At 54.3% G+C, this 16,191-nt stretch carries 18 protein-coding genes; 5 read left to right on the top strand and 13 right to left on the bottom strand.

Features of this window, described 5'->3' with window-relative positions; all coding sequences use genetic code 11:
* Positions 1-228: 228 nt before the first annotated feature.
* Positions 229-1,242 carry a tRNA (adenosine(37)-N6)-threonylcarbamoyltransferase complex transferase subunit TsaD gene (gene tsaD, locus NNO08_RS10660; protein ID WP_038633989.1) on the top strand — a complete coding sequence of 338 codons (1,014 nt, stop codon included), beginning with the start codon at positions 229-231 and terminating at the stop codon, positions 1,240-1,242.
* 49 nt (positions 1,243-1,291) lie between these two features.
* Here the strand turns inward: tsaD and ureG are convergent, their stop codons facing one another.
* From ureG to ttdA, 10 genes are all read right to left on the bottom strand, one after another.
* Positions 1,292-1,909, bottom strand: a complete 618-nt coding sequence (gene ureG / locus NNO08_RS10655; RefSeq protein WP_271456684.1) for an urease accessory protein UreG — start codon at positions 1,907-1,909, stop codon at positions 1,292-1,294.
* A gap of 9 nt (positions 1,910-1,918) precedes the next feature.
* Positions 1,919-2,590 (bottom strand): urease accessory protein UreF, encoded by a 672-nt coding sequence (locus tag NNO08_RS10650; RefSeq protein ID WP_271456683.1) that lies wholly within the window; start codon positions 2,588-2,590, stop codon positions 1,919-1,921.
* Entirely contained in the window at positions 2,590-3,048 is a 459-nt protein-coding gene (ureE, locus tag NNO08_RS10645) for an urease accessory protein UreE (protein ID WP_271456702.1), read from the bottom strand. Before ureE ends, NNO08_RS10650 begins: the two co-directional genes overlap by 1 nt.
* Before the next feature lie 9 nt (positions 3,049-3,057).
* Positions 3,058-4,761, bottom strand: coding sequence for an urease subunit alpha (gene ureC, locus NNO08_RS10640; RefSeq protein WP_271456682.1), 1,704 nt, complete (start codon positions 4,759-4,761; stop codon positions 3,058-3,060).
* On the bottom strand, positions 4,754-5,074 hold the full coding sequence (locus NNO08_RS10635) for an urease subunit beta (protein WP_271441557.1): 321 nt from the start codon (positions 5,072-5,074) through the stop codon (positions 4,754-4,756). The genes ureC and NNO08_RS10635 overlap by 8 nt, the downstream gene beginning before the upstream one ends.
* A gap of 9 nt (positions 5,075-5,083) precedes the next feature.
* On the bottom strand, positions 5,084-5,386 hold the full coding sequence (locus NNO08_RS10630) for an urease subunit gamma (RefSeq protein ID WP_137382538.1): 303 nt from the start codon (positions 5,384-5,386) through the stop codon (positions 5,084-5,086).
* A gap of 10 nt (positions 5,387-5,396) precedes the next feature.
* Positions 5,397-6,221 (bottom strand): urease accessory protein UreD, encoded by an 825-nt coding sequence (locus NNO08_RS10625; RefSeq protein ID WP_271456701.1) that lies wholly within the window; start codon positions 6,219-6,221, stop codon positions 5,397-5,399.
* A 123-nt stretch (positions 6,222-6,344) separates the two neighbouring features.
* Positions 6,345-7,808: an anion permease gene (locus NNO08_RS10620; RefSeq protein WP_271456681.1), complete on the bottom strand. Its 1,464-nt coding sequence runs from the start codon at positions 7,806-7,808 to the stop codon at positions 6,345-6,347.
* Positions 7,809-7,857: 49 nt separating this feature from the next.
* Positions 7,858-8,463 (bottom strand): L(+)-tartrate dehydratase subunit beta, encoded by a 606-nt coding sequence (gene ttdB, locus NNO08_RS10615; RefSeq protein WP_137382541.1) that lies wholly within the window; start codon positions 8,461-8,463, stop codon positions 7,858-7,860.
* The gene (ttdA, locus tag NNO08_RS10610; RefSeq protein ID WP_271441567.1) at positions 8,460-9,371 is read right to left on the bottom strand and encodes a L(+)-tartrate dehydratase subunit alpha; all 912 of its coding nucleotides are present in this window, start codon (positions 9,369-9,371) and stop codon (positions 8,460-8,462) included. The genes ttdB and ttdA overlap by 4 nt, the downstream gene beginning before the upstream one ends.
* 210 nt (positions 9,372-9,581) lie before the next feature.
* Between ttdA and ttdR the strand changes: the two genes are divergently transcribed.
* Positions 9,582-10,523, top strand: coding sequence for an L-tartrate utilization transcriptional activator TtdR (gene ttdR, locus NNO08_RS10605; protein ID WP_271441559.1), 942 nt, complete (start codon positions 9,582-9,584; stop codon positions 10,521-10,523).
* Positions 10,524-10,554: 31 nt separating this feature from the next.
* Here the strand turns inward: ttdR and plsY are convergent, their stop codons facing one another.
* Positions 10,555-11,172 carry a glycerol-3-phosphate 1-O-acyltransferase PlsY gene (gene plsY / locus NNO08_RS10600; protein ID WP_202037729.1) on the bottom strand — a complete coding sequence of 206 codons (618 nt, stop codon included), beginning with the start codon at positions 11,170-11,172 and terminating at the stop codon, positions 10,555-10,557.
* 106 nt (positions 11,173-11,278) lie between these two features.
* Between plsY and folB the strand changes: the two genes are divergently transcribed.
* Entirely contained in the window at positions 11,279-11,647 is a 369-nt protein-coding gene (gene folB, locus NNO08_RS10595; RefSeq protein ID WP_137382544.1) for a bifunctional dihydroneopterin aldolase/7,8-dihydroneopterin epimerase, read from the top strand.
* 90 nt (positions 11,648-11,737) lie between these two features.
* On the top strand, positions 11,738-12,556 hold the full coding sequence (gene bacA, locus NNO08_RS10590; protein WP_271441560.1) for an undecaprenyl-diphosphate phosphatase: 819 nt from the start codon (positions 11,738-11,740) through the stop codon (positions 12,554-12,556).
* Between the two features lie 109 nt (positions 12,557-12,665).
* On the opposite strand, the gene NNO08_RS10585 is transcribed toward bacA, so the two are convergent.
* Together NNO08_RS10585 and NNO08_RS10580 are read right to left on the bottom strand one after the other, a co-directional pair.
* On the bottom strand, positions 12,666-13,901 hold the full coding sequence (locus NNO08_RS10585; protein WP_271441561.1) for a multifunctional CCA addition/repair protein: 1,236 nt from the start codon (positions 13,899-13,901) through the stop codon (positions 12,666-12,668).
* Positions 13,902-13,963: 62 nt separating this feature from the next.
* The gene (locus NNO08_RS10580; RefSeq protein WP_048213254.1) at positions 13,964-14,584 is read right to left on the bottom strand and encodes a TIGR04211 family SH3 domain-containing protein; all 621 of its coding nucleotides are present in this window, start codon (positions 14,582-14,584) and stop codon (positions 13,964-13,966) included.
* A gap of 241 nt (positions 14,585-14,825) precedes the next feature.
* On the opposite strand from NNO08_RS10580, the gene NNO08_RS10575 reads away from it, so the two are divergent.
* Positions 14,826-16,127, top strand: a complete 1,302-nt coding sequence (locus tag NNO08_RS10575; RefSeq protein WP_271456680.1) for a CYTH domain-containing protein — start codon at positions 14,826-14,828, stop codon at positions 16,125-16,127.
* Positions 16,128-16,191 lie beyond the last annotated feature (64 nt).

Below are 16,191 nucleotides of genomic sequence, written 5' to 3'. Positions count from 1 at the left end.
CACCTTTAATAAATTCGGTTTGCCGCTGGCATCAACGCCAGCTTATTTCAAAATGGTGCGGAATTTTACTGCAATTGCTGCTGCTTTGTAAAGCACCGACGCGATTTTGAAAGGGACTTTTATAAGGACAAGGAGTATACACGAGCGGAACTCCTGGGGCGAACAAAGTTTTACATCAACCCGCATTGGTCCTACACTGCGCGGTAATAGAGCGAGGTAAAACAAGTCATGCGTGTATTGGGCATTGAAACATCCTGCGATGAAACCGGCATCGCCATTTACGACGATGAAAAAGGTCTTTTAGCCAACCAATTGTATAGTCAGGTGAAATTACATGCTGACTACGGCGGCGTGGTGCCAGAACTGGCTTCGCGCGATCATGTGCGTAAGACCGTACCGCTGATCCAGGCCGCGCTGAAAGAGGCGGGACTGACGGCCAAAGAGATTGACGCGGTAGCCTATACCGCAGGTCCTGGTCTGGTTGGTGCGCTGTTGGTCGGCGCAACTGTGGGGCGTTCGCTGGCATTTGCCTGGGGCGTTCCAGCAATTCCAGTACACCACATGGAAGGCCATCTGTTAGCCCCAATGCTGGAAGAAAATCCGCCTGCATTCCCGTTTGTCGCGCTGCTGGTCTCCGGCGGTCATACACAGCTGATTAGCGTCACCGGAATTGGCCAGTATGAACTGCTGGGCGAATCGATTGATGATGCGGCAGGTGAAGCATTCGATAAAACAGCCAAGCTGCTGGGGCTGGATTATCCTGGCGGTCCAATGCTGTCAAAATTGGCATCACAGGGCGTCGAAAAGCGTTTTGTCTTCCCGCGTCCAATGACTGACCGCCCGGGGCTGGATTTCAGCTTCTCTGGTCTGAAAACGTTTGCTGCAAATACCATTCGTAATAACGAAAATGACGATCAGACCCGCGCAGATATCGCCCGAGCCTTTGAAGATGCGGTGGTCGATACGCTGATGATCAAGTGCAAGCGCGCACTGGATCAAACCGGTTTTAAACGTCTGGTGATGGCGGGGGGCGTCAGTGCGAACCGTACGCTGCGTGCAAAACTGGCCGAGATGATGCAAAAACGCCGTGGCGAAGTGTTCTACGCGCGTCCGGAATTTTGCACCGACAACGGGGCAATGATCGCCTATGCCGGCATGGTGCGTTTTAAAGCGGGCGCGACAGCCGATCTTGGCGTGACGGTGCGTCCACGCTGGCCGCTGGCGGAATTACCGGCAGCATAAGCACACAATAATCGTAGGCCCGGTAAGCATAGCGCCACCGGGCAATACGCTACATCCGCAGCATTCCCTTCTCTTCCAGAAACGCGATAATTGTTTCCAGACCCTCTCCGGATTTTAAGTTGCTGAACGTCCATGGCCGCTCGCCGCGCATGCGCAGGGTATCGCGTTCCATAACCTCCAGCGAGGCACCGACGTAGGGCGCCAGATCGGTTTTGTTGATCACCAGAAAATCAGACTTTGTGATCCCCGGACCACCTTTGCGCGGGATCTTTTCGCCCTCGGCAACGTCGATCACGTAGATCGTCAGATCGGCCAGTTCCGGACTAAAGGTGGCGCTCAGGTTATCGCCGCCGCTTTCCACGAAGATCAGATCCAGATTACCGAATTTGTCGCTCAGTGCTTCTACTGCCGCCAGGTTCATTGACGCATCTTCACGTATTGCGGTATGTGGACAGCCGCCGGTTTCCACGCCGACAATCCGTTCAGGCTCCAGTGCGCCAGCCTCGGTGAGAATGCGCTGATCTTCTTTGGTGTAGATATCGTTGGTCACGACGGCAAGTTGCCAGGTGTGGCGCATGGCTTTGCATAGTGCCTCCAGTAGCGCGGTTTTTCCGGAACCCACCGGGCCGCCTACGCCCACGCGCAGGGGATGTTTGTGTGTATTCATGTTTTCTCCTCAGGAGCGGAATAGTCGGGAATATTGCGTTTCGTGCCGGGCAGAGGCGATGGCGGCCAGTGGCGTAGAGGAGCCGAGACCAATGTCTGGGCAAGCCAGTGCCTGTGCCAGACCCTGCGCATAGCGATCGCAAAGCGAGATAATCAAGCGCTGCGCCGCCTGCTGACCAAAGGGAACCAGTTTGACGCCGGCCATCACCGCACTTTCAATCCAGCTGTAGCCGAAGCTTAACGCCAGCTCTGTCAGCGGGATTTTCCAGCGTACGCCCAGCCAGGCCATGCCGCAGAGCTGGCTTTCACTAAAGAGCGCACGCCATTGCGGGGAACAATCGGGCTCCCAGTCGGTGACCAGGCGCGTAAAAGCGGCGCCCCGACTGCGTTCTTCATCCCGCAGTTCGCGGGTTTCCCGGCAGGCCAATAACCATGCCGTCCAGCGATGTGCCGCCGTACGATCGTCCTGCTCGCAGGCACGATAAAGTCTCGCCAGTAGCGGCAGGTCGACGGTAAAAAAGTTCTGTTCCATCTGCTGGATTTGCCAGTCAGAGAAGTCATCGACGCTTGTCACCCAGCCGATTTCGACCGCCCACTCCAGGCCCTGGGACCAGGTAAACGCCCCGACCGGTAAACTGCCGCTGGCGAGTTGCATCAGGCGCAGTTGTTGGGTGTTATGCATCAGTGCGCATGACCGTGATGATGGCCGTGTGACTCGCTGGCATAAGCGCCTGCTTCCGGTTCAAACGGCAACTGGGCGAACGTGACCTCAAGGTTTAACTGGCGCAGCATATCGTCCAGCACATGATCGTGGTGGTAGCGCAATTCAGTGGGCAGGATTTGCAGAGGAACGTGGCGGTTGCCGAGGTGATAACAGGCTTTAGCGAGCAGGAAAGGATCGGCGCAGCGCACGACAGAAAGCGACTCCGGCGCGGCGATGACTTCGATGACTTCGCTGCCTTCGTCGTTGGTCAGCAGATCGCCGCCGCGCAACAGTAAGCCTCGCGGTAGCATCAGCCCGGCTTCGCGGCCGTCGTTCAACGCGACTCTGGCGCGACTTTTTACCCGAATATCAATGGGCAGCGTGACGCTTGCAGTGACAGGATGGGCGTGGTTAAGGCGTTGGGTCAGGTAGATCATCATCACTCCTTAAAACAGGAAATAGCGTTGCGCCATCGGCAACACATCTGCCGGTTCGCTGGTGATAAGTTCGCCATCAATACGCACCTCGTAGGTTTGGGCATCGACGGTGATATTGGGCTGTAGGCTGTTGTGGATCATGTCGGCTTTTTTCACCGTCCGGCACCCCTTAACGACAGCGATGGCACTTTGCAGATTGAGCTGTAGCGGGAGGCTTAGCGCATCAGCAGCCTGAGAGATAAATGTCAGACGACTGTGATGCCGCGCCGCGCCAAGCGCGCCAAACATCATGCGGTAATGCACCGGCTGCGGAGTCGGGATCGAGGCGTTGATATCGCCCATCGGCGCGCAGGCAATCATCCCGCCCTTAACGATCGTTGCCGGTTTTACGCCAAAGAATGCCGGTGACCACAGCACCAGGTCAGCCAGTTTGCCAACCTCAATGGAACCGACTTCGTGGGCGATACCGTGGGTTAGCGCCGGATTGATGGTGTATTTGGCGATATAGCGTTTAACGCGTTGGTTATCGTTATCGCCGGTTTCTTCCGCCAACGGACCGCGCTGGACCTTCATGCGATGCGCCACTTGCCAGGTACGCAGGATCACTTCACCCACACGCCCCATGGCCTGAGAATCAGATGAGGTCAGGGAAAATGCGCCAATATCGTGCAGCACATCTTCGGCGGCGATTGTTTCCCGACGAATACGCGATTCGGCAAAAGCCACGTCCTCAGCGATATCCGGGTCGAGGTGGTGGCAGACCATTAACATATCGAGGTGCTCGTCGATGGTGTTGACGGTGTAAGGCAGCGTTGGGTTGGTAGAAGAGGGCAGTATATTAGCGTGTGCGCAGGCGGTGATGATGTCTGGCGCATGGCCACCCCCCGCCCCTTCGGTGTGGAAGGTATGAATAGTGCGATCGCCAATTGCCGCCAGCGTATCTTCGACGAAGCCAGACTCATTCAACGTGTCACTGTGCAACGCGACCTGAATGTCCATTTCATCAGCGACGGTCAGTGCGCAGTCGATAGCTGCCGGGGTGGCACCCCAGTCTTCGTGGATCTTCAGGCCAATTGCACCCGCAGCGACTTGTTCGCGTAACGTGTCGGGATTCGATCCATTGCCCTTGCCCAACAGACCGATATTGACCGGCAGCGCATCAGCCGCCTGGAGCATACGGGCGATATACCATGGACCTGGCGTACAGGTGGTGGCATGGGTTCCTGCCGCCGGTCCCGTGCCGCCGCCGATCATTGTCGTCACGCCAGATACCAGTGCTTCTTGCGCCTGCTGCGGGCAGATCCAGTGAATATGGGTGTCCACACCGCCAGCGGTGACGATCTTACCTTCTCCGGCGATCGCTTCTGTGCCAACGCCGACAGGGATCGTGACGTCAGGTTGAATGTCCGGGTTACCTGCTTTACCAATGGCGAAGATCCTGCCGTTCTTGATGCCAATATCCGCTTTAACGATCCCCCAGTGATCGACGATCAGCGCGTTGGTTATCACCAGATCCACACACGCTTGCGCGCGCATTTGACCCTGACCCATACCGTCGCGGATCACTTTTCCGCCGCCGAATTTGATCTCTTCGCCGTAGGTGGTGAAGTCTTTTTCTACTTCGATCCACAGTTCCGTATCTGCCAGCCGTACTTTATCGCCGGTTGTCGGGCCAAACATGTCAACGTAAGCCTGCCGGGACAGTTCACTCATTGTCTGCCTCCAGTGCACCCATGACTTCACCGCGAAAGCCCACGATCCGCTGTGCACCGGCCACACGCACCAGTTCGACTTCCCGCTTTTGTCCGGGTTCGAAACGTACTGCGGTACCCGCAGCAATATTCAGGCGAAAACCACGTGCGGACTGACGGTTAAAATGTAGCGCCGGATTGACTTCGTAAAAGTGATAGTGCGATCCCACCTGGATGGGGCGGTCGCCATGATTTTCCACTACGATCGTGCGGGTTGTCCGGCCCGGATTGATCGCGATAGTTCCCGTTGAGATCTGATATTCACCAGGGATCATTGCTGCTCCTTAAACGATCGGGGTATGGACGGTGACCAGTTTAGAACCGTCCGGAAACGTGGCTTCTACCTGAATATCCGGGATCATCTCCGGAACGCCTTCCATCACTTGATCGCGGGTGAGAACGTGGCGACCATCTTCCATCAGCGAGGCAACAGTTTTGCCATCGCGCGCCCCTTCCATGATGAAAGCGCTAATCAGCGCCACCGATTCCGGGTAGTTCAGCTTTAGCCCGCGGGCCAGGCGACGCTCTGCCACCAACGCAGCGGTGAACAGCAACAGCTTGTCTTTTTCTCGGGGGGTCAGTTCCATAATGGTTCTCTTAGGTTTGCCAGATTCGCGGGAGTACGGGAGATTTCTGCGTAAGCAGTGGGCGTAGGAATTGCCAGATATCGCGCATCACGCGCTGAACGACCAGGTTGTCATCTGCCAGAAAACGTAGCGTAAGCAACGCGTCGTTAAGCGTGGCACCGGCGTAATTTCCCAATGGTGTGAGCCGTTCGCGTACACCTTCCAGCATATTTTCGTTCGCCGGGTAGCACAGCAGCGTGCCGACCCAGGGATGCCGGGCAATGCTGCTCAAGTCTCCACCTTGCAACTTCAGGCGTTCTATCAGGAGCGGTTGTCCGTCCCGCCATACTTCCAGACGGTTCTGTAGCGTGCCGTGACCGAACGTTTCCTGCAGTACCGGTCGTCCGAGACACAAGAGATCCCAGGCAAACAGATGACTTTCATGTGTCAGGTGAAAGACTGACTGGAGAGTGGCATTGGCGCCGGGAAAAAGGATTGTGTCCTGCGGTAGCCACTCCAGCGTGGCGTGTGGGGCGAGGGTAAAATGCTGGCGTAGCTGCGCCTGCGGTCCACGGCTACGATAGAACTTGCCCGCACCGGGCATGGTTATTAAGGCATGGCTGTGTTCGCTGAGTGAAACGGAAATATGCAACTCGTCACCGCCGACAATGCCGCCGGGAGGATGAAGTAAATAGAGATGACAGACGTCGTTTTCCGGGTAAAACGGGCGCTGGACCGTTAACGGGCCGTGATGACGCGACGAGGCAAGCACCGTTTTGTGTGTGGTGCGGGTGAACTGCAGATCCAGTTCGGCCTGCCAGCCTCGTGTATGTGTCTCGTGCGCAACCGTATCCAGAGCGTTTCCCTTATCGGCATGAGGGTATTTGCATACAAAAAAGTATGCCTCAGCGCAGTGGGAAAAGGGTCATATGAGAAGCTTATGGAAAAAAGGGGCGACAATACGCCGCCCCAATGGGGTTTACAGTAAAACGAGGGGCATCCAGACCAGGCCGGTTATCACCAGCAGCACGAGGAAGATCAGGCCGAAAATGGCACCTAATCGCCAGTAATCTACAGTCGGTAAATAGCCGCTACCGTAGTAGATAGGGCTTGGGCCGGTTGCATAGGGGGTCAGAATGCTGCCCAGGCCAATCGCCGCCCCCACCATCAGGCAAAAGACTGGTAGTGGGATAGCGGGCATCGCCAGCGCGGCGGCAATCATCATCGGTGCCAGTGCCGAGGTGTATGCCGTGGCGCTGGCAAAGAAGTAGCGCAGCAGATAAAACACCACGATCAGTGCCACCATCACCATCATTGGCGAGTAACCGCTTAGCCCGTTTGCCAGCAGTTTGCCAAACCAGGTGATAAAGCCTGTGTTATTGAGTCCAGTGGCGAGCGTTATCAGCGAGGCCAGCCAGAAAAAGACGTTCCACGCGGCTTTATTACTGACGATGTCATCCCAGCTGATGATGCGCAGCACCAGCATGAGTGCCACCACGCTGTAACCGACCATTGCAGCATCGATATAGTCACCACCGAAGATCCACAGCACCAGCGCGCCAACCATCAGCGCCAGCATCTTTTTCTCACGTGCGCACAGCGGTCCCATTGTTTTTAGCTCGGTGTCTGCCCAGCGCGGTACCTGGTCGCCGGATTTCAGCACCGGTGGGTACAACACGTACGCCAGCCAGGGCACGATCAATACCAGCAAAATGCTTAGCGGCAGCATCCCTAAGAACCAGTCGCCCCAGCTTAGCGCCGTGTGAGATGCGCCTTTCATCAGACCGATTAGCAGCAGGTTTGGTGCCATCGCCGTTAAGAAAATAGCGCTGGTAACGCAATCAGCGACAATCCCCATCCACATAATGTAAGAGCCGATAGAGCGGGCGCTGGGATCATTGGGCTGTGAGTTATATAGCGGCGGCAGGTTGCGGATGATTGGATAGATAATCCCGGCACCACGCGCAGAGTTAGAGGGCGTGACAGGAGCAAGGATCAGCTCAGAGAACATCACCGCGTAGCCGAGAAACAACGTACGGTGCCCCATCTTTTTCACTAACATCAGCGCAATACGTCGACCCAGTCCGGTTTTCTCATAGCCGGTGCCAAACATAAAGGCCGCGAAAATCAGCCAGATAACCGAGTTAGAAAAACCCGATACCGCCCATGACAGCGATTTGGCAGTAAATTTAAAACCGTCCTGCGCGAGTTGTTCAGGGCTGAACAGGATCCACGGCGACAGTACCGCGATAATCGAAATACCTATCATCGCGACTACCGCACCCGGTACAGGTTCCAGAATGAGCCCGACAATCGCACCGGTAAAGACGGCAAAATAGAGCCAGGTGTGGCTCTCAAGACCGGTGGGAACGGGCAGAACAGCAATAATGGCGATAACCACCAGCGGAGCCAGGTATCGCCACCAACCAGCTAAAGGTGCCATTGTTGTATCCCTGCGAAAGGGGGAGGGGCGCAGCGCCCCTCCGGAAGGGTTATTTGATGTAGTGCACGTGCTCGCAGATTTCTTCCACGATCGGGTCGCGGCGTTCAGCGAACAACTTTTTGTTTTCAGCGATCAGGTTATTGCCGTGGGTGTCGATGGAAACAATCAGCGGGCCGAACTCTTTTACCCGGCATACCCACAGGGATTCCGGCATGCCTAACTCCGTCCAGTGCACTTCTTCGATCTCTTCAACCTGGGTTGCCGCGACGACTGCGCAGCCAGCCGGGAAGATCACGTGCAGCGCTTTGAACTGCTTGCAGCCTTCTTCCGTCAACGGCCCCATACCGCCCTTACCGACCACCAGTTTCACACCTGTTTGCTCAATGAACTCTTTCTCAAAGGCTTCCATACGCATGCTGGTGGTTGGGCCAACGGAAACCATCTCCCATTTTTCACCGTTCTTACGTACGATTGGACCTGCATGGAAAATGGCTTTGCCGCTCAGGTCATACGGTATCGGGCGCTTAAGTTCGATCAGGCGGCGGTGGCACACGTCGCGACAAGTCACCAGCGTACCGGTCAGGTAAATCACATCGCCAACGCGGATGTCTTCCAGATCTTCGGCTTTGATCGGGGTTGTCAGGATCTTTTTCATAACGCGCTCCGGGTGTGAGACAGATTTTCGAAGGAGAGGTCAGCATGAACCAGCAGCGTGCCGCGACGGTGCGCCCAGCAGCCAGTGGAGACGGCAACGCCGATGGTGGAGGGATGGCGCGCGGCAGATTCGATATGTACGCCCATGACGGAGCTATTCCCGGTCAACCCTTGTGGGCCAATGCCCAGGCGGTTAAGTCCTTCTTCCAGGCGCAGTTCCAGTTCTGCCGCTTTCGGGTTCGGATGACGTGACCCGATAGGACGCAGTACCGCTTTTCGTGACAGCACGGCCGCGGTTTCTACAGAGGTAGCAATACCGACACCGACCAGCACCGGCGGGCAGGCGTTGACCGCCAGCGTTGAGATATTTTCGAAGACAAATTTCACTACGCCTTCGTAGCCTTCAGAAGGCATTAACACTTTGGAGCGTCCCGGTAGCGTGCAGCCGCCGCCCGCCATGTAGACTTCGATTTCTGCATCGTCGCCGTCAGGGATGATATCCCAGGTGACCCACGGCACACCGGTACCGGTATTTTTACCGGTATTCACTTCGTCAAAAATCTCGACCGCGTTATGACGCAGCGGCGCTTTGACGGTCGCGTCTTCAACGGCTTGTTTCAAAATGCTTTGCAGTTCGCCTAGTAGCGGAAAGCGGGATCCGACTTTTACAAAGAACATGATTTCGCCGGTGTCCTGACAGGCCGGGCGATTCAGGTCGATAGCCTTCTGCATGTTGTCAAACATGGTGTGGTAAATGATTTTACCCATCGGCGAGGTTTCGCCTTCGCGTAGCTGTTTTAATTTATCTACGACGTCGTCAGGCATGCGGGTAGAAATCATGGCGGTAAAATTCGCGACAATGTTTGTCAGCGTGTTTATCGCATTTTGGTTATTTTGCTTGCTCATTATGCTAACTCCAGTTCTTTTATTTATCTGGAAATAAATTCTCCGGCACAAACTACCACTAAAAATGTGGTTTTATATTATTTGCCACTGTGAATATCCAATTAACAGTTCGTGAATGATGTCCCGATAAGGCAATAAAAATTGCGCAAAGGCAGGGTTTAATTCGCATCAGAGAATTACACTGCGGTTAACAACATCACGGATATACTGAACATGCTGAACACTTATCCCCTGGCGAAAGACCTGCAGGTGCTGGTTGAGATTGTTCATAGTGGCAGCTTTAGCGCAGCAGCCGCGACGCTTGGACAAACGCCTGCGTTTGTGACAAAACGCATTCAGATCCTCGAATCTACGCTGAACACGACACTGCTTAGCCGCTCTGCGCGCGGCGTGGCACTCACGGAAAGCGGGCAACGCTGTTATGAACATGCGCTGGAGATCCTTGCCCGTTATCAGCATCTGGTGGATGACGTCACACAAATCAAAACGCGTCCGGAAGGGATGATTCGTATCGGCTGTAGCTTTGGATTTGGGCGTAGTTATATTGCCCCGGCAATTACCGAATTGATGCACAGCTATCCTGAATTACAGGTGCATTTTGAGCTTTACGATCGGCAAATTGATTTAGCTCAGGATAATATCGATCTGGATATTCGAATTAATGATGACATTCCTGATTATTATATTGCACATTTGTTAACGAAAAATAAAAGAATATTGTGTGCCGCGCCGATATATTTACAAAAATATGGCCAGCCGATGACGTTACAGGAATTAAGTCATCACGATTGCCTGGTAACGAAAGAGCGCGATATGACCCACGGGGTATGGGAGCTCGACAACGGTCAGGAGAAAAAAACGGTTAAGGTGGCAGGGCACCTTTCGTCCAACAGCGGTGAGATCGTGCTGCAGTGGGCGCTGCAAGGAAAGGGGATTATGTTACGCTCCGAATGGGATGTGCAGCCGTTCCTGCGCAGCGGCGAGCTGGTTCGCGTACTGCCAGGCTACGCGCAGAGCGCCAACATTTGGGCGGTTTATAAGGAGCCGCTGTATCGCAGCGTGAAGTTGCGTGTGTGCGTGGAGTTTCTGGCAACGTGGTGTCAGCACAGATTGGGTAAGCCTGTTGAGGGGTATCAGATTCCACAAGCCGGATAAGACGCGTTCGCGTCGCCATCCGGCAAGAAAATCACTCAGGGTCTTTTTCGCGCTTTTTCTTTAGTTTGGTCCAGATTTTTGTCTCCTGACGACGCCACAGACGCTGGATATTGTCATGGTGACGCAGCAGAATTAAGCATGACAGCATGGAGACCGGAAAGGTGAACTGAGGGTTGAACCACCAGACGTAGAACGGCGCAATCAGTGCGCTGACGATAGCGCCTAATGATGAGTAGCCGCTCAGTAGGACGGTTAGCAGCCAGGTACCAGCCATTACGCCAGTAAGATCCCAACCAATCGGCGCAATCGCGCCAAAGGCGGTGGCTACGCCTTTTCCACCTTTAAAACCGAAAAATATCGGCCAAATATGCCCCAGGCAGGCCGCGATGGCGATCAATCCTAACCAGAAGGGGCTGACGCCTAGCGCGTATGCCCCCCAGACGGGTAACATACCTTTCAGGACGTCGAAAATCAGCACGGCGACGGCGGCTCCTTTGCCTCCAATTCGCAGCACGTTTGTCGCGCCCGGATTCCCAGAGCCGCTTGTACGCGGGTCCGGCAATCCAGCGAGGCGGCATACCAGAATGGCACTGGAAATTGAGCCGCAGAGGTACGCGAAGATGATCATTCCAGGCGCGATTGCACTCATAAGCTGTTCCGTTTTGAAAATGTCGTGTAAAACGCTACTTCTGTGGATAATACGCATATTTCGCCGGAAGTGGTATCCGGGTTAGCCAAAAAGCAGGCAGGTCGTGATGGATATTGTATTTATAGAGCAACTTTCAGTAATCACCACTATCGGTGTTTATGACTGGGAACAAACTATCGAACAAAAACTGGTGTTCGATATCGAAATGGCATGGGATAACCGTAAATCTGCCAAAAGTGATGATGTCGCTGATTGCCTGAGCTATGCTGATATTGCTCAAACAGTTGTTAATCATGTGGAAGGTGGGCGTTTTGCGCTGGTAGAACGTGTGGCGGAAGAGGTGGCGGATCTCCTGCTCAGCCGCTTTAATTCTCCATGGGTGCGCATCAAGCTGAGCAAACCTGGTGCGGTGGCCCGTGCGGCAAACGTCGGGGTTATCATCGAACGTAGCAATAATCTGAAAGAAAATAATTAACTTAATAATATCTAAACCAAACAGGTATAAAAGAGTCCTGACGTCGGCTCTTTTTTGCCGTGCTTTTTCTCTTTCGTTAGGGGTTTATTGATGAGTGATATGCACTCGCTGCTGGTAGCGGCAATTTTGGGTGTGGTCGAAGGGCTGACGGAGTTCCTCCCCGTTTCCAGTACCGGCCATATGATAATTGTCGGCCACCTGTTAGGTTTTGAGGGCGATACCGCAAAAACGTTTGAAGTCGTGATCCAACTGGGTTCCATTCTGGCTGTAGTGGTGATGTTCTGGCGACGTCTGTTTGGTTTAATTGGCATTCACTTTGGCAAGACCCCGCATGAAGGCTCTGGTAAGGGGCGACTGACCCTCGGACATATCTTGTTGGGGATGGTTCCTGCTGTTGTTCTGGGTCTGGTCTTCCACGACACCATCAAGTCACTGTTTAACCCGATCAACGTGATGTATGCGCTGGTGGTGGGGGGCGTGCTGCTGATTGTCGCAGAGTGTCTCAAACCAAAAGAACCGCGTGCGCCGGGTCTGGATGATATGACTTACCGCCAGGCGTTTATGATTGGCTGTTTCCAGTGTTTGGCGTTGTGGCCCGGCTTTTCCCGTTCCGGAGCGACTATCTCTGGCGGTATGCTGATGGGGGTGAGCCGTTATGCAGCATCTGAATTTTCATTCCTGCTGGCGGTACCGATGATGATGGGCGCGACGGCGCTGGATCTCTACAAAAGTTGGTCGTTCCTGACCGCATCAGATATTCCGATGTTTGCTGTCGGCTTCGTGACGGCATTTGTTGTGGCGTTGGTGGCGATCAAAACCTTCCTGCAACTGATTAAACGGATCTCGTTTATTCCGTTTGCGATTTATCGTTTTGTGGTCGCCGCCGCCGTTTACGTGGTGTTCTTCTGATGACTTTCCGTGGTGCCGGATGGCGGCGTTCCGCCTTATCCGGCCTACGGGTTATATCCGTTTCGAACCTGTAGGCCGGATAAGCGCAGCGCATCCGGCAATGCATTTCCTACGCTTTTGGGCAACGCTGTTCCTTCCAACTGGCCACTGCTGCAATGCGACGTCGGGTCAGTTCCTCGCGAATTGCCGGACCTTTAAAACCTGCCTCGACAACCTCTTTTGTGGGTACCGCTTGTGCAACCTGCCAGGCCTCGCGCAGCAATCTGCCCTGCGGATAATCTGTTGCTTCAAAACCAGTTCGACCACGAACGTCGGCCTCGCTGGTCAGAGCGATTTGTTCCACTCGTTGTGGTTTACGCCAGGCGTCAATGGAATCAAACAGCTTCACGATGGTTTTGGGCTGCAGGATCGGGAAGGTATGAATCAGATCGTGAAATTCGGCTACCAGTTTGGCTAAGTCGCGGATGTCATTGGGCACGCGCATGCGTTGGCACAGTTGTTCTACCAACTTAACGCCTGCCGGACCGTGACCATGGTGGCGCGGCCAGAGTGCTTTGGGTGTCAATCCTTTACCGAGATCGTGACACAGCGTGGCGAAACGCACGTCGACCTCCGGGCTTAACATAGCCGCCATCGACAGCGTCATTAGTGTGTGAATGCCGGTGTCGATTTCCGGATGCCATTGTGCGGGGGCTGGAACGCCAAACAGGGCATCTACTTCCGGGAACAGCACGCGCAGGGCATCGCAATCGCGCAGGACCTGGAAAAATACCTGCGGATTGCGGGTGGTTAAGGCGCTTTCTGTCTCTTTCCACACACGTTCTGGCGTCAGGTGTTCCAGCTCTCCAGCGGCGGCCATGTTGCGCATCAGCATCATGGTTTCATCAGCAACACGAAAGCCAAGGTGTGCATAGCGGGCAGCAAAACGCGCCACGCGCAGGACGCGCAGCGGATCTTCACTAAAAGCAGGGGATACATGGCGCAACAAACGATTTTCCAGATCGCCACGGCCGTTATACGGATCGATAATCTCTCCGTCGTCGTCACGGGCTAACGCGTTGATCGTCAGGTCGCGGCGCTGAAGATCGGCTTCCAGCGAAACGTCCGGCGCGGCATAACAGGTGAACCCGGTGTAACCTGAGCCCGATTTTCGTTCGGTGCGTGCCAGCGCATACTCTTCCCGGGTGCGTGGGTGGAGAAACACGGGGAAATCGCGACCTACCTGCTGATAGCCCGCGTCAAGCATCTCCTGCGGCGTGGCGCCGACAACGACCCAATCTTTATCTTTAATCGGTAGCCCTAATAACGCATCCCGAACAGCACCACCGACCAGATAAATCTTCACACCACGTTCCTTTTGAAAAACAGTATTCCTTAATCATATGTCAGTGTGAGGGAGAAGGCGATTCAGTTCATCCAGCGATCTTTGCGCTTCCGGCTCGGGATCATGTGTGGCAGAACCAAACCGAGAAGCAGGCCGAGTCCGAGCACGCCGCCACCATACATGAACCATTGCATGATGATAGTACGTTGCTTGTCATCAAGCTGAAGGTTAGCGGCGCTGACTTTCTTTTGCGCCACAATAAGCTCGTTCTTCAGCTTCTGGTTTTCTTCCTTCAACCCGTCGATCACGCTGTCGCTTTGCGATACTTTTTGCTGCATATCGGCGGTGCGTTGATTCCAGGTGGTATCGATATTATTGAGCTTATCGGTCAGTGTCTTAACCTGGTTTTCAAGATCGGGTACGCGGGTACGCAGGCTTGGCGTACTGTTCAGTTCTTTAAGTGGGATCCACGCGGTACGTCCAGTGCTGTCTTTCACCTGGGCGTAGTTGGTGTTGGCGTCAGTCTGTAAAAGCGTGACTTCCTCGCCGGCGTTAACCGTGCCCACGAGGCGATAATTATCTCCCGGACCGCTGCGGACCCAGGTGTTCAGTTCATCAGAGACATAGCGCTTCTCTTCGGCATGAGAGACTGCAGTGGCGCTAAGTGCGAGTAAAGTTAATCCAATCAGGCGTAATTTTGGCATCAGGCTGTCGTTATTGTCATAGAAAGTGGAACGATAGTAGTGGCATCAGTGTCTCTACGCAAAGCATTCGACATCAATCGGAATCATCTGTGTCCTTTTTGCCACCACTCGAAACTTTTACGCCCGTCAAATTGCACGTTGCATGGCAATTTGGCGCAAAATACTATCTACTGACAATAAAGAATGCACTTAGTTCGCAGTCTGTTTTCTCAACTGTGACATAACCCATAAGTACAAGACCATGGCCCAGGAAATCGAATTAAAGTTTATCGTCAATAGTGATGCTGTAGATGCGCTACGTGAACGTCTGAATACATTGGGGGGAGAGCATCACGCCCCCAGCCAGTTGCTGAATATTTACTACGAAACCCCGGATGCCTGGTTGCGAGGCCATGATATGGGGCTGCGTATTCGCGGGGAGAATGGTCGTTATGAAATGACCATGAAAATTGCCGGACGGGTAACGGGCGGTCTGCATCAGCGACCAGAATATAATGTCGCCTTGAGCGCGCCGGAACTGGATCTCACCCAGTTTCCTGCTGAGGTTTGGCCCAATGGTGAACTCCCAGCCGATCTTGCCTCTCAGGTGCAACCGTTGTTCAGCACCGACTTTTACCGCGAGAAATGGTTGGTTGATGTCGACGGCAGCCGGATTGAAATCGCTCTCGATCTGGGGGAGGTGAAGGCCGGCGAGTTTGCAGAACCCCTCTGTGAGCTTGAACTTGAGTTGTTGAGCGGCGATACCCGTGCGGTACTGAAGCTGGCAAGTCAGTTGGTGTCGCAAACCGGTTTACGCCAGGGCAGTCTGAGCAAGGCGGCTCGTGGTTATCATCTGGCGCAGGGGAACGCACCGCGTGAAATCAAACCGACGGGTATTCTGAAAGTCCCTGCGAAAGCGAACATTGAACAAGGGCTGGAAGCGGCGCTGGAACAGGCATTGTCACAATGGCAGTATCACGAAGAGTTGTGGGTGCGCGGCGTCAAAGGTGCGAAAGCTGGCGTGTTGGCTGCAATAGGGTTGGTTCGCCACGTCCTGATGCTCTTTGGTGGTCATGTTCCACGTAAAGCGAGCGCTCACTTACGTGATTTGCTCACTCAGTCGGAAGCGACTATTGCTGCGGATGTTTCTGCCGTTTCGGCGGTTTATAGTACGCAAACGGCAATGGCTAAACTGGCACTGACCGAATGGCTGGTAACCAAAGGGTGGCAAACGTTCCTTGATGCAAAAGCACAGGCTAAAATTACCGACTCCTTTAAGCGTTTTTCTGACACCCATCTTTCACGCCATGCCGCTGAACTGAAAACGGCTTTTGCTCAACCGCTGGGCGATCAGTACACCGATCAACTCCCTCGTCTGACGCGAAATATTGATAGCATTCTGATGCTGGCGGGTTACTACGATGAGAATGTCGCATCAGAATGGATTGCCAACTGGCAGGGGCTGCGTCATGCCATCGAAACCCGCCAACATATTGAAATTGAACACTTCCGCAACGAAGCGATCTCTCAGGAACCGTTCTGGCTACACAGCGGTAAACGATAACCAGGATCGAGGCCGGGATGCCTGATGGCGCTGCGCTTATCAGGCCTACGCGATGGGTGTAAGT

This window comes from Citrobacter sp. Igbk 17 (assembly GCF_028069775.1).
GTDB lineage: Bacteria > Pseudomonadota > Gammaproteobacteria > Enterobacterales > Enterobacteriaceae > Citrobacter.
The sequence above is the reverse complement of the archived record's forward strand: the minus strand, read 5'-3'. Positions and strand labels throughout refer to the sequence as shown.

Bases quoted from the DNA above. Each gene is read 5' to 3' on its own strand.
- tsaD (WP_038633989.1), top strand. From the start codon at position 229: ATGCGTGTATTGGGCATTGAAACATCCTGCGATGAAACCGGCATCGCC.
- ureG (WP_271456684.1), bottom strand. From the start codon at position 1,909: ATGAATACACACAAACATCCCCTGCGCGTGGGCGTAGGCGGCCCGGTG.
- NNO08_RS10650 (WP_271456683.1), bottom strand. From the start codon at position 2,590: ATGCATAACACCCAACAACTGCGCCTGATGCAACTCGCCAGCGGCAGT.
- ureE (WP_271456702.1), bottom strand. From the start codon at position 3,048: ATGATCTACCTGACCCAACGCCTTAACCACGCCCATCCTGTCACTGCA.
- ureC (WP_271456682.1), bottom strand. From the start codon at position 4,761: ATGAGTGAACTGTCCCGGCAGGCTTACGTTGACATGTTTGGCCCGACA.
- NNO08_RS10635 (WP_271441557.1), bottom strand. From the start codon at position 5,074: ATGATCCCTGGTGAATATCAGATCTCAACGGGAACTATCGCGATCAAT.
- NNO08_RS10630 (WP_137382538.1), bottom strand. From the start codon at position 5,386: ATGGAACTGACCCCCCGAGAAAAAGACAAGCTGTTGCTGTTCACCGCT.
- NNO08_RS10620 (WP_271456681.1), bottom strand. From the start codon at position 7,808: ATGGCACCTTTAGCTGGTTGGTGGCGATACCTGGCTCCGCTGGTGGTT.
- ttdB (WP_137382541.1), bottom strand. From the start codon at position 8,463: ATGAAAAAGATCCTGACAACCCCGATCAAAGCCGAAGATCTGGAAGAC.
- ttdR (WP_271441559.1), top strand. From the start codon at position 9,582: ATGCTGAACACTTATCCCCTGGCGAAAGACCTGCAGGTGCTGGTTGAG.
- plsY (WP_202037729.1), bottom strand. From the start codon at position 11,172: ATGAGTGCAATCGCGCCTGGAATGATCATCTTCGCGTACCTCTGCGGC.
- folB (WP_137382544.1), top strand. From the start codon at position 11,279: ATGGATATTGTATTTATAGAGCAACTTTCAGTAATCACCACTATCGGT.
- bacA (WP_271441560.1), top strand. From the start codon at position 11,738: ATGAGTGATATGCACTCGCTGCTGGTAGCGGCAATTTTGGGTGTGGTC.
- NNO08_RS10580 (WP_048213254.1), bottom strand. From the start codon at position 14,584: ATGCCAAAATTACGCCTGATTGGATTAACTTTACTCGCACTTAGCGCC.
- NNO08_RS10575 (WP_271456680.1), top strand. From the start codon at position 14,826: ATGGCCCAGGAAATCGAATTAAAGTTTATCGTCAATAGTGATGCTGTA.